The following is a 12384-nucleotide window of genomic DNA, read 5'->3' as shown; positions in this document are numbered from 1 at the left end:
CGCGTTGTTCGCGTAAGCGGAAGTAAGGAGGTGCGCGCGGGACGTCCCTTTGTCTCGCGCGCACCTCTGCGTGTTTTAGAGGGGAGAACTCCTTGGGAAAAGAACCGATCGTGACGTATCGCGACAAGATGAAGCAGACAAACCGCGAGGCGAAAGCTACGCTGGTGGCGCTCGCGTTCATCGTGGCGGTATGGCTGATCTGCGGATTCGGGTTGTCCGGAAGCGACATCGAAGTGTTTCATACGCCGATTTGGATAATCGGAGGAACCTTGGGAACGTGGGCGGCGGCCATCGTCGCGGCCGTGGTGCTGGGCAAGCGCGTATTCGTCGATTTCGACCTGGACGACGAAGGGGAAGGGGCGTCCGATCGTGGATAGCTTGATCGCGCTCGCACCGTTGGTGCTGTTTCTGCTGTTCGCGCTGGGCGCGAGCCTACTCGTGCGCCGACGCGCGCAGGCCGCATCGACCGGCGGCGGCTTCGTTAAGGAGTACTTCATCGGCAACCGCGGCCTGGGCGGATTCGTGCTGGCGATGACCACCATCGCCACCTACGGGTCAGTAAGCTCGTTCGTGGGCGGTCCCGGTCAGGCGTGGTCAATCGGCTTCGGCTGGGTGTACATGGCCGTGGTGCAGGTGACGGCGCTCGTGCTTTTGTACGGGATCATGGGCAAGAAGATGGCGCTCGTCTCGCGCAAGCTGGATGCCGTCACCGTAGTCGACGTGATCCGCGCGCGGTACGGGTCCGACCTGCTCGCCAACCTGTCGGCGCTCATCATCGTGGTGTTCTTCGTCGCTACGATGGTCGCGCAGTTCGTGGGAGGGGCCAAGCTGTTCGAGGCGGTGACGGGCTATTCGTACATGACGGGCCTGTTCCTGTTCGGCGCGGCGGTCATCCTGTTCACCACGATCGGCGGGTTTCGAGGCGTAGCCGTGACCGATGCGCTGTGCGGCATCGCCATGCTGGTGGGCATGGGCGTGCTGGCGGCGGGAATCCTCGAGGCAGGCGGCGGCTACGAAGCCATCATGGCCTCCATCGCCGCAAACCATCCGGCCATGTTGGAGCCGTTTTCGGGCGGCAACATGCCTGCGGGGCTGTACCTGACCCAGTGGCTGCTCGTGGGCGTGTTCACGTTCGTGCTGCCGCAGTCGGTGGTTCGCACCATGGGCTACAGGGATACGAAGTCGTTGCATCGAGCCATGATCATGGGAACCGTCATCATCGGCGCCATGATGATCGGGGTCACGTCGCTGGGCGTGCTGGCGGCTGGCGTCCTCACGGACGATCTTGCCGCGTACGGAGGGAGCGTGGACAACATCATCCCGCTGTCCATCGTGGGCACGTTACCGCCCGTTTTGGCCGGCGTGGCCATCATCGGACCCATCGCCGCATCGATTTCGACGGTTTCGTCGCTTTTGATCTCGTCCTCCTCGGCCATCGTGAAAGACGTGTACCTGCGGCATTGCGAGAAAACGGGAAAGCGCCCCGCCGACAGGCGCGTGGCGGTTTCGAGCCAGGCGGTGACGCTGGGCGTCGGCGTGCTCGCTTTCGTCTTGGCCGTCACGCCGCCCGATCTGATCTGGAAGATCAACATGTTCGCGTTCGGCGGTCTGGAAACGGCGTTTTTCTGGGTGCTCGTCTGCGGCCTGTTCTGGAAGCGCGCCAATAAGACGGGGGCGCTTCTGTCCATGGCAGGCGGGACGCTGGCGTACTGCGCCTCGATGGCCTTGGGCTTCAAGGTTGCCGACCTGCACCAGATCGTCATCGGCATCGCGGTTGCGGGCGCATGCATGATCGCGGGCTCCCTGGCAACGCGGCATGCGAAGTCCAGCAAGCTTGCGGTGTTCTTCCCGAGCGAAGATGCCGACTAACTGATCGGCGAGCCAGCGCGCTAGCGCTCGCGGCTTGCGGGCTGGCTCGCGTCCTCGTCTTCGCGACGTTCCAGATCCTCGATGATGCGGAGGGCTTCTTCCGGCGTGGCGCCCATGCGCTCGGCCGCGCGCCCGATCTCGTCAAGTCGGCGATGGTACTCGCGCACGGCGCGTTGCGCCAGGCGCCTGCGACGCTCTTCGCGGCGACGAGCGCGATAGTCCTCGGCTGTAAGGTTTTCGCCCTCGCGCGTTGCGGCAGGGGAGGGCGCGGGCTTCTCGGCTGCCGCGGGCGCGGGAAGCTCCTCGCTGCTTGCCGCCGCGCGCTTCGCGGCGATCTCCTGGGCGGCAAGGTCGAGCGCTTCGTCGAGCAGGCGCTTTCTGGCCGAAGAGCGCTGCAGGCGGAAGGCAAGGTCCTCCCAGCGGGCGTCCTGTCCCTCAAGGCGGCGCTGCTTCGAGGCAAGGCGCGCGGCTGCTTCTTGGCGTGCCAGCAGGCGTTCCAGCTCCACGTGCTCGCGCAGGATGCTGCCGATGTCGCGTGGGTTCTCGCGAATTTCCTTGACGGCTTCCAGGGGTCGCGCGTCGGCTACGCGGTACGTGACGGAGGCGAGCAGCGGCATGAGGAACACCGTCACGGCCCCTGCGGCCACCAGCACGCTGGCCGTCTCCTGCGTCATGGCCTGCGCGCTTACGGCCACCGACGTGACCGCGACGATGATGGGCAGCGCCGTGGTGCAGTACAGCGCCACGGTCAGACGGTTGTGCGAGGACACGTCGCGCGTGTCTTTGCCGGTGGATAGCGCAACGAATATGGGAACCGTGCGGATCAACAGCAGCATGGCGATGAACCCGATCAGGAGCATCGGCTGCGCGAATACGGCCATCAGGTCGATCTTGGCGCCGGAGACCACGAAGAACACGGGAATGAGGAATCCGTAGGCAACGCCGTCGAGCTTCGTTTCCAGGCTGTGGTCACCCTCGGGAATGACGTAGCGAAGCACGAATCCTGCCGCGAACGCTCCCAGCACGATATCCAGGTGAAACACCGCCGAAAGCGTGATGAGGCCGACCAACAGCAGCACGGTCACGCGCATCATGGTTTGCGAGGTGGTGTCGGCGTTGGCGGTCAGGAACCGAAACAGCCGATGCCCGGTTTTCTTCGCCTTCGCGGGAACCACGGCCACCGCTACGCACAGCGCGACGAAGCCGGCAAGGATCAGCACGGTTTTCCATTCGGCGCGCGACGAGAGAAGAAGCGCCATCGCCAGCACGGGGCACAGCTCTCCCCAGGTGCCGTACGTCAGGATGGACTCGCCTACGCGCGTGCCCGTCAGCTCGCGCTCTTTCAGGATGGGCATGAGCGTACCGAGCGCGGTCGTGGTCAGAGCGATGGCCATAGCGATGACTTCGAAGCGATTGCCGGAGAATCCGGGGATGAATCGCATGACCAAAAACGCGACGCCGAACGATACGAACCAGGTGACCAGCCCTCGCTTGCCTTGCGAGCCCGTCAGGCTTTTGGGATTGATCTCGTAGCCGGCAAGCAAAAACAGAAACGCAAGTCCCAGGTCGGCCAGCAGGTCCACGGAGTCGGTCGGTTGGATTGCTCCTGCCATGTAGGGGCCCAGCAGCGCGCCCGCTATAAGCAGGAACACCGTTTCGGGGATCAGTTTGTTGGGGATGAGCTTGGCGGCGATGGGGCATGCCGCCGCGACGAGCGCGATGATGGACAAGGATATGAGATCGGTCGGCATGAGGACCCTTCCACGTTGTTCTCGTCAGTCCTGATGAAGTGCCATTGTATCGCAATGAGACATCGGCAGACATGGTATGCTTCGAAGGTACACGTACTGCAGTTACGAGAAGGAGCGTTTCATGATCGTTACCACCACGCCCTCTGTCGATGGGTACCGCATCTCTGGTTACTACGGCGTCGTTTTCGGAGAGGTTATCACGGGCGTCAACTTCCTGCGCGACTTCGGCGCGGGGATTCGCAACATCGTGGGCGGGCGCAGCGAAGGCTACGAGCAGGAACTTACCCAGGCGCGCACCGAAGCGCTTCAGGAGCTTGAGCAGCGTGCCGCGGTAATGGGTGCTCATGCGGTGGTCGGCGTCGACATCGACTACGAGGTGCTCGGCCAGGGCAACATGCTGATGGTGACCGCTTCGGGCACTGCCGTCACGCTCGAGCAGGCGTAGCGTTCCTCTCGGACGAAACGGGGCGGATGGCGATGGCGGGAGAAGGGAAAGCGCGGTTCGATCGCGCGCCGCGCTTCAAGCAGCAGGTTTACCTGGCGCTCGAAGATTTGTCGGGCGCGCACGGACTCGCGCGCGTCGTGGGCGTGGGACTCTTCGTCCTGATCGTGCTGAACGCGTTGCTGGTGTTCGTCGACTCGAACCCCGGGGTTCCCTATGCGCTCTCCCAGGTTTTCCTGGCGTTCGGCCTGGCATCGAGCGTATGCTTCGGCGTGGAGTACCTTGCGCGGCTGTGGGTGGCCGACCTTGCGCACGCCGGGCTGTCGCCGCTGCGCGCCCGCGCCCGCTACGCGCTCTCGCCCATGGGCGTTATCGATTTGCTGGCGTTTCTGCCCGGTTTGCTGGTGTTTCTTGTTCCGGTATCGCCTTCGGCGCTTAACGCCGCGCGCATCGTGCGCCTGATCCGCCTCATCAAGCTGTCCCGCTACATGCGGGGTCTGCGCTCCATCGCGCGCGTCTTTCACAAGCGCCGGTCCGAGATCATCGCGTCGTTCATGGTGTTGGGCTTGCTCACCGTTACGGCAAGCGTGCTTATGTACCAAGTGGAGAACCCGGTGCAGCCCGATAAGTTCGACAGCGTGCTCACGGGCATGTACTGGGCCATGACCACCATTACGTCGACCGGGTACGGAGACCTGGTGCCCGTTACGGCGCTGGGACGCTTTGTCGGGTTCGTCACCATGGTGCTGTCCATCGGCGTGGTGGCCATTCCGGCAGGCATATTCTCGGCCGGGTTCGTGTCTGAGTTTCGGGCGCAGGACGCCCGCAACCACGACGCTGGCGAGCGTCTGGAAAACCCCGATAATCGCGATGGCTGCGAAGACTAGCGGTGCGCGCTACCGTTCCAGATACGCCTGGAGCGCAGGCCAGCGCTTGGCCGCCTCGCCGTAACCTTGTTCGTACAGGGCCAGCAGCTTGTCCGGATCTTTTTCCATGTTTCCTATGGTCACCGGCTCGGGCGGCTGTATGAGAAACAGCTTTCCCTCGTCTTGCAGGCGGGGGAGCGCGCGGTACATGCGATTGTAGTCGTAATGGCGATGCTGCAGGCGTTCGAGGAAGTACGGGTACAGCGCGTAGCGCTGGCGAAGGATAGCCATGAGCTTGTTCGGCGTTTTTACGAAGTCCGCGGCTTGCGTCAGGACCACGATGTGCTTTTTCGCGCCCGTGAGCATGGAGTATACGATGGGCACGCTGTCGCAGGTTCCGCCGTCGAGCAGCAGTTTGCCGTCGATGTCGACGATCTGGCTGACCAGGGGCATGGACGACGACGCAATAAGGTAGGGAAGGTCGGCTGCCGAGTCGGTGAACTCGTGGTAGTCTGCTTCGCCCGTCCTCAAGTTGCTGGAAACCGCCACCAACTGCATGGGCGATTGGTCGAAGGCGGGGTAGTTGAACGGTTCGAGCACGTTGGGAATCTCGTCGAACGTGAACGCGCGGCCGCAGGCGTTGCCGGTGCGCACGAAGCTTTTCATGGACAGGTAGCGCCAATCATCGCAGTACTTCATGTTGAGGTAGCATGCTCGCCCGTTTTGGCCGGCCACGTAGTTGTACCCGCACAGCGCTCCCGCCGACACGCCGATCACGCGCTCGCAGAACAGCTTCTGGTCCATGAAGAAGTCCAGGACGCCGGCGGTGAACTGTCCGCGCATCGCGCCGCCTTCCAGCACGAGGTTGACCGGCGATGCCGCATGCCCGTCCCAAGCGGGAGGGTACAGGGACGAAGGTGCGGTGTCCGGGTTGGCCCCGGGCTCTTTGGACTTGGCTCGGGCGGCGTGCTGAACGAAGGGTTCGCGTGCGGAGGATTGGATGCTCATGCGGGTCCTTTCTCTGATCCGCATTATTATAGCGGGTTCGTTTCAAGGTTGCTGCGGCCCGATATGTCGGGTTTCTCTAGATTTATCCCCTATTTGGTAACATTTGATGCAGCATGTGCGGCTTCCGGTTAAAATACACGCAAATGAACGAAGAGCCGATGCGCAAGCTCGGTTCGAGCGGCGTGGCTTCCCCGAAGGAGGCGTCGCCAAGTAAAGGAGGTTGTTATGAGCGAGGTTATCTCTTCTGCTGATTTCCAGTCCAAGGTGCTCGACGCGCAGGGACCGGTGCTCGTGGACTTTTTCGCCACGTGGTGCGGACCGTGCAAGATGCTCGCCCCCACGCTTGACGAGGTGTCCAGCGAAGTGGCCGGCAAGGCGGCCGTTTACAAGGTGGACATCGACCAGAGCCCGGATGTGGCCCAGCGCTACGGCGTGATGAGCGTCCCGACGCTTGTCGTATTCGAAAACGGCCAGGTCAAGCAGCAGGCTGTGGGCGTGCAGCCGAAGCAGAACATCCTGGCGATGCTGGGCTAAGCTAGCATCCTAATGTGCTATCGCAAAGGGAGCCGCAGCATGCGGCTCCCTTTTTTGGTGCGCCGAGCATGGCGCGCTTTCTAATGGGTGAAAGTCCCTAGCACGCCCGGCAGTGGGAAGTGCATAGCCAATGGCAAGGGTGTCCATCGTGAGGTGGAATCTGAAGGAAGCCGGATGGCGAATCTCTGGCCTGACGGACAGAAATCACATCAGGCATTTCTAGGTGGGTAAGGCTGCCAAACAAGCTAAAGCCCCAAAACTGCACGGAACCTAGAGTGTAGATGTGGCAGGTAGGTGGAGAGAAAGAAGCGTGCCTTACCTCGGGAGGCCTCATGGACGCGAACGCGATGAACTTCGTGCTCGTGGAGTAAAGCTTGCCATGAGGAGTCAGCAGAAGCCATAGTACTCGGTGCGTTGCCAGCGCCAAGGAAGGGCTGAACCGTTAGCGGTGCAAGTAGAAGGGAGGTTACCTTACGGGCGCGGTAAACGACAGCCAACTCACACTGTGGGGCTTGCAGGCGATGGTGCTTGCGGAACAAGGAGAGCGGCCTGAAGCGTCGAGCGCTCAAGGGATAACCCCTGCCGAAAGCGCCAGCGTGCAGTGTCCGGCGGATTTGCTGGAGAGGATCGTCGATAAGGGCAACATGCGGCATGCCTACGGGAAAGTTCAAGCCAACAAGGGTGCAGCCGGTATCGACAAGATGGGCGTTGCGGAGATGCGTGACTACTTCAAGCAGCACTCAGATGAACTCTTCGATCAAATCAAACAGGGGAAATACGCCCCAAGCCCGGTGCTTCGGGTGGAGATCCCCAAGAAGGAGAAAGGACGGGTAAGAAAGCTCGGAATACCCACGGTGGTCGACCGCGTGGTGCAGCAGGCTATCGTCGCCCAGCTGACCCCGCTCTTCGAACCTAAGTTCAGCGATTCGAGCTACGGGTTCAGACCGAAAAGAAGCGCGCACGATGCGCTTCGCGCTTGCAAGCGTCATATTGATGCGGGATATGGCTGGGCGGTCGATATGGACTTGGAAAAGTTCTTCGACACGGTATGCCAATCGAAGCTCATCCAGATCTTGTCGGAAACCGTGACCGACGGGCGCGTGGTGTCGCTCGTGCACAAGTACCTCGACGCGGGCGTCATGGTGGGCGGCGATCTGGAGGAAACGAGGGTGGGCATGCCGCAAGGAGGACCGCTCTCGCCGCTTTTGTCGAACATCATGCTCAACGAGCTTGATCGCGAGCTGGAGCGGCGGGGCCACCGCTTCGTCCGCTACGCTGACGACTGCATGATCTTTTGCAGGTCGAAGCGCGCGGCAGAGCGTGTCTGCGAATCCATCGTCGGCTTTATCGAGAAGAAGCTCTTTCTCAAGGTGAACCGAGACAAGACGGATGTGGCTCGCTTCAACGAAGTGAAGTACTTAGGGTATGCCTTTTACCGCAGCAAAGGGGAATGTCGTTTTCGCGTGCATCCCAAGAGCGTCAAAGCGATGAAAGAGCGCATCAAGGAACTCACCGCCAGAAGCAACGCCATGTCCAACGAGTACCGGCCGCGAGCAGCAACGTGGTTCGTGCGAGGATGGGTCAACTACTTCAAGCTGGCGGACATGAAAAAGCTGTTGCAAGGGATAGACAAGTGGATGCGCAGACGCATTCGCATGGTCTACTGGAAGCAGTGGAGGCGTATACGCACCCGCTTCAAGATGTTGCAGAGATGCGGCATTGAGAAGGGGAAAGCGTGGGAGTTCGCCAATACCCGAAAGAGCTACTGGCGGACGGCTGGCAGCGCAATCATGCAGCGAGCCGTCGGAACCGAGCAACTGCGTCGTAAAGGCTATCTGTTCTTCTCGGACTACTACGGGCAAGTGCATGCGCGTTAACGGAACCGCCGTGTACCGAACGGTACGCACGGTGGTGTGAGAGGACGGCGCGTCAACTAATGACGCGCCTCCTACTCGATCGCGACGCGACGGGGTCGTTCCTCCGTGCACGATTCTTTCCCCAATGTTGCGCGCGAGTGCATGTTGAGGCCCGTCCGCCGGCGGCGAATGATCGCGACCAGGCAAAACGCGCGGTCGCGTCGATGTCCGCCTCTTCGTACGCCTCTCGGACGCAACATTGGGAAAAGAATCGTGCGCAAACCAGGGCGTCTGACGCTGCGGTGCGCAGACGTCCCCTTCTACCTTCCGAAACGCCAGCGAGGCTTTTACGGTCTTGGAATGGGAGCTGCACCGATAGCGGCTTGACGGCGCATCGGGCTACGGCGAGTTCGGCTCGACGGTTCGCCGTCGGTCGGCTTTGCCGCCTGCCCGCTTGTTGGGCTACGTCACGATCCAAGACCGGTAGTAATCCCAACGGGATCCGTCTTCGGGTTCGGTTGCGGTCACCAGGTACGTGCCCACCAAAGCGCGAGGACGCAGGCCGGAGCGGGTCGCGGCGTCGAACAATTCGGCTGCGTTGTTGCCGTCAAGCTCCGGCGTGGTTTTGAGCAGGCATTCCCGACAGGTGCGTTCGTTGTCGGAAGGCGTGCGCACCCAAAGCGGGGAAGCGCTCCCTGCTTCGTCGGCCACGGCTTCGTGCACGACGGAGGGGTCTTCGGCTCGTATCAGCACGGCGTAGCACCACGGCTCGTCTATGAGCGCGTTCCACGGTACGGACGTGTTGTAGTCGATGCTGGTCAGACGTTCGATGGCGGGTGCTGCCGGGCGCATGCCGGAAACCCTCAACTCTTCGGCCACGGCGTTGAGCGAGCGTTGACGGGCGAGGCGCGTCCGCATGGTCTCAAGTTCCGCGATGCGCCGCTCGATGCTGTCTTCGGTGCGTCCGAGCGCATCGTCAAGCGCGCTGATGGACATGGCCCGATAGCTTGCCAGGTCGCGCACCGGCACGCCCAGCTGGCGGTAAAAGGCGATCTCGCCTGCTTCGAGCACGTCGTGCAGCGCGTATCGCCGGTAGTCGTTGCGCTCGTCGCGGCTTGCGCGGACAAGCCCCTGGCTTTCCCAGTAGCGCAGCGTGGAAGGGGCAACGCCCAGACAGCGCGCTGCGTCCTTGATGTCGTAGTAGCGCGGCGTTGCGTTCACGGCGCTTCTCCCATCCTGACCTGGCTCCTGTTTGTTTGGAGATTCCGAGAATCCTGCTCGGGCGGGTTTACCTTCAAGCAGCTTTAAGGTTTAGAGTACCATCCGGAACATTTCAGGGCAAGATCCGCAGCGGAGAATCGGCATGATCAAGAAAAGCATGGTACGCGAGTACCTTAAGTACATAATCCCTACGATGCTCACGTTCACGTTGGCGGGCGTGTACAGCATCGTCGACGGCATCTTCGTGGGGCATGCCGTGGGCGACGCCGGCTTGGCTGGCATCAACGTGGCGTTTCCCGTGGTCGCGTTCATCATGGCGGTGGGCACGGGCGTGGGCATGGGCGGCGGCGTGATATCCTCCATCGCGCGCGGCGCGGGTGACGAGGAGAAATCGCGGCGTGCGGTGGGCACGACGTTTCTCATGCTGCTTCTGGCTTCGATTCCCATCATGGCGCTGCTGTTTTTGTTCGCGGGCCCCGTCTGCGAGCTTTTGGGCGGGCGCGGCGAAACGCTCAACCAGGCCATCTCCTATATCGGGGTCATCGCTTGGGGCGTGCCGTTTCAGATTATGGTGACGGGCTGCACGCCGCTCATTAGAAACCAGGGCAAGGTCGCCTTCGCCATGGCGGTGCAGGTGCTGGCAGGGCTCATGAACGTGGTGCTCGACTACGTGTTCGTGATTGCGCTGGGCATGGGAACGGCGGGCGCCGCCGAGGCCACGGTTTTGTCCCAAGTTGCCGCGTTCGTGCTGGTTGCCGGCTTTTTCCTGCGTAAAGAGAACCGCATCAGCCGCGCCGATCTGCGTATAGACGGCAGGATAGCCGCACATGCCCTCAAGCTGGGATTGGCTCCGTTCGGCCTTACGCTCTTGCCCGAAGCCACGGTTGTGGCCATCAACGTGAACCTGGCAACTTACGGCGGCGAGACGGCGCTCGCGGCGTACGCGGTGGTGTCGTACACGGCTTGCGTGATCCAGATGCTCATCCAGGGCGTGGGCGACGGCTCCCAGCCGCTCATCTCGCGCTACTACGGGTCGGGCGACGCCGACGCCGTTCGGCGCTTCCGCAACACCAACTACCTCATCACCATCAGCTTGGGCGTGATCGGCTTGGCCGCCATGTACCTGCTGCGCCATCAGGTGCCGCTGCTGTTCGGCGCCTCGCCCGAAACCACGGGGCTCATCGCCTGGGCGCTGCCCGTGTTCTCGACGGCGTACGTGTTCTACGGCTTCACGCACGCATCCACGTCCTACTTCTATGCGGTGGACGATGCGAAAGCGTCGAACGCCATCGTGTACGGTGAAGCCGTCCTTGTCGTTGCCGTGGTGTTCGGCATGGCGTGGGCGTTCGGGCTGGACGGCATCTGGATCTCGGTCACCATCGTGCAGATGATCCTGTCGGTTGCCGCGGGCGCGCTCCTGCGCTTCCGGCACCGCAGCCGCGAGCGCGAGCGCAGCTGCAGCTTGGACGGGGATCCCAGCTGCAGCTCTTGCTAGCGCGCTTGGTCGAGGCCGGCGGTTTTAGACCAGCGGCTTGAGGTAGCCGTAGCCTTCCGCGTCCATGCGATCGTAGGGGACGAAGCGAAGGGCTGCGCCGTTGATGCAGTAGCGAAGCCCGCCGCTTTGCGCGGGGCCGTCCGAGAACACGTGCCCAAGATGGGCGTCTCCGGCGTTGCTGCGCACCTCGGTGCGCAGGGTGCCCAGGCTGTGGTCAAGGTGCTCGGTTACCACGCTGCGGGCGATGGGGCGCGAAAACGCCGGCCAACCGCAACCGGAGTCGAACTTATCGGCGGACGAGAACAGCGGCTCTCCGCTGGTTACGTCCACGTAGATTCCGCGTTTGAACAGGTGATCGTACGGGTGGGAGAACGGCCGCTCGGTGGCGTTGCGCCGCACGACGCGGTACTGGGATTCGTCGAGCGTTTGCTTGAGCAGGTCATCGTCGGGGGCGGCGTAGCCTTGCGCTCGGATGAGCTGGGCCGCCGTTTCGGGATCGTTCGGATCGACGCAGGGCGCGTCTTGCGGATCGCAGCCGGCCGATGCGCATAGGTCGTGGTCGAACTTGCGCACGCCCGGGGTGTCCACGGCTTCGCACAGCCCGTCGTGCTCGATGCAGGGGCGCCCTTCCTGCAGGCCGGTTCGCCGCGCGAACTCGTCGGCCGCTCCCAGGTGGATATGGCAGTAGCCTCCGGGGTTCTTGGCCAGGTAGTCTTGATGGTAGTCTTCGGCGGGGTAGAAGCCGTCGAGCGGTTCCACTTCGGTGACGATCGGCTCAATGTGGGAAGCCTGCTGCCGCAGCACGGCGGCCTCTATGGAAGGCAAGTCGGCCTCGTCTTGCCAGTAGATGCCGCTTCGGTACTGGGTTCCCCGATCGTTGCCCTGCCGGTCGAGGCTCGTGGGGTCTATCGCCTCGAAGAAGGCGTCCAGGAGCAGGTCGGTGGGCAGGATCGTGCGATCGTAGGTGACGGAAACGGTTTCCGCATGCCCGGTGTTCCATAGGCATACGTCGCGGTAGCTGGGGTTTTCGGTCGATCCGTTCGCGTAGCCCGCAACCGTGCGCCGCACGCCGGGCAGGCGCTTCAGGTATGCTTCCAATCCCCAGAAACAGCCTCCGGCAAGGTAGAGAGTGTGCAGGTCTTCGCGTTGCTTGTCCATAGTGTGGCTCCTATCGCGCCGCCGTGCGCTCTTTGTCGCGCCCCATCCTAGCGCATCGTTGCCATTGCGGCCGTTTTCCCACGAACGCACAACGAAACCGTAACGCTGCCGTTGAGGAACGCCCTCGCAACGCACATCGCTTCTACCGTATACTGATCGTTGAAAAAAGACGATGTTTGGAGGC

The 12384-nt window shown here is 62.4% G+C and carries 11 protein-coding genes; 7 read left to right on the top strand and 4 right to left on the bottom strand.

The window, feature by feature from the left end; translation table 11 throughout:
* Positions 1 to 92: 92 nt before the first annotated feature.
* Both ACTQZK_RS08070 and panF read left to right on the top strand, forming a co-directional pair.
* A complete protein-coding gene (locus tag ACTQZK_RS08070; protein ID WP_441899255.1) occupies positions 93 to 377 on the top strand; it encodes a YhdT family protein in 285 nt (94 codons plus the stop codon).
* Positions 370 to 1869 (top strand): sodium/pantothenate symporter, encoded by a 1500-nt coding sequence (gene panF, locus ACTQZK_RS08065; RefSeq protein WP_441899253.1) that lies wholly within the window; start codon positions 370 to 372, stop codon positions 1867 to 1869. Before ACTQZK_RS08070 ends, panF begins: the two co-directional genes overlap by 8 nt.
* A 20-nt stretch (positions 1870 to 1889) precedes the next feature.
* Here the strand turns inward: panF and ACTQZK_RS08060 are convergent, their stop codons facing one another.
* Positions 1890 to 3620, bottom strand: a complete 1731-nt coding sequence (locus ACTQZK_RS08060) for a cation:proton antiporter (protein ID WP_441899251.1) — start codon at positions 3618 to 3620, stop codon at positions 1890 to 1892.
* 121 nt (positions 3621 to 3741) lie between these two features.
* On the opposite strand from ACTQZK_RS08060, the gene ACTQZK_RS08055 reads away from it, so the two are divergent.
* Positions 3742 to 4065, top strand: coding sequence for a heavy metal-binding domain-containing protein (locus tag ACTQZK_RS08055; RefSeq protein ID WP_114566977.1), 324 nt, complete (start codon positions 3742 to 3744; stop codon positions 4063 to 4065).
* 32 nt (positions 4066 to 4097) lie between these two features.
* Complete coding sequence (locus ACTQZK_RS08050) at positions 4098 to 4949, top strand: ion transporter (RefSeq protein WP_441899249.1); 852 nt, start codon at positions 4098 to 4100, stop codon at positions 4947 to 4949.
* 9 nt (positions 4950 to 4958) lie between these two features.
* Here the strand turns inward: ACTQZK_RS08050 and ACTQZK_RS08045 are convergent, their stop codons facing one another.
* Positions 4959 to 5936: a patatin-like phospholipase family protein gene (locus ACTQZK_RS08045; protein ID WP_418830783.1), complete on the bottom strand. Its 978-nt coding sequence runs from the start codon at positions 5934 to 5936 to the stop codon at positions 4959 to 4961.
* 225 nt (positions 5937 to 6161) lie between these two features.
* Here ACTQZK_RS08045 and trxA point away from each other — a divergent pair, with 225 nt between their 5' ends.
* The gene (gene trxA, locus ACTQZK_RS08040; RefSeq protein WP_114566974.1) at positions 6162 to 6470 is read left to right on the top strand and encodes a thioredoxin; all 309 of its coding nucleotides are present in this window, start codon (positions 6162 to 6164) and stop codon (positions 6468 to 6470) included.
* Between the two features lie 596 nt (positions 6471 to 7066).
* Positions 7067 to 8347 carry a group II intron reverse transcriptase/maturase gene (ltrA, locus tag ACTQZK_RS08035; protein ID WP_441899246.1) on the top strand — a complete coding sequence of 427 codons (1281 nt, stop codon included), beginning with the start codon at positions 7067 to 7069 and terminating at the stop codon, positions 8345 to 8347.
* Positions 8348 to 8788: 441 nt separating this feature from the next.
* Here the strand turns inward: ltrA and ACTQZK_RS08030 are convergent, their stop codons facing one another.
* Entirely contained in the window at positions 8789 to 9547 is a 759-nt protein-coding gene (locus ACTQZK_RS08030) for a MerR family transcriptional regulator (RefSeq protein ID WP_441899244.1), read from the bottom strand.
* A gap of 142 nt (positions 9548 to 9689) precedes the next feature.
* Here ACTQZK_RS08030 and ACTQZK_RS08025 point away from each other — a divergent pair, with 142 nt between their 5' ends.
* The gene (locus ACTQZK_RS08025; protein WP_441899242.1) at positions 9690 to 11042 is read left to right on the top strand and encodes an MATE family efflux transporter; all 1353 of its coding nucleotides are present in this window, start codon (positions 9690 to 9692) and stop codon (positions 11040 to 11042) included.
* A 24-nt stretch (positions 11043 to 11066) separates the two neighbouring features.
* Here the strand turns inward: ACTQZK_RS08025 and msrB are convergent, their stop codons facing one another.
* The gene (msrB, locus tag ACTQZK_RS08020) at positions 11067 to 12200 is read right to left on the bottom strand and encodes a peptide-methionine (R)-S-oxide reductase MsrB (protein WP_441899240.1); all 1134 of its coding nucleotides are present in this window, start codon (positions 12198 to 12200) and stop codon (positions 11067 to 11069) included.
* Positions 12201 to 12384: the final 184 nt, after the last annotated feature.

This window comes from Paraeggerthella sp. LCP19S3_G8, assembly GCF_052119225.1.
In the GTDB taxonomy this organism is placed as follows: domain Bacteria; phylum Actinomycetota; class Coriobacteriia; order Coriobacteriales; family Eggerthellaceae; genus Paraeggerthella; species Paraeggerthella hominis.
Note: the sequence above shows the minus strand (reverse complement) of the source record. Positions and strands in the feature narration are given on the sequence as shown.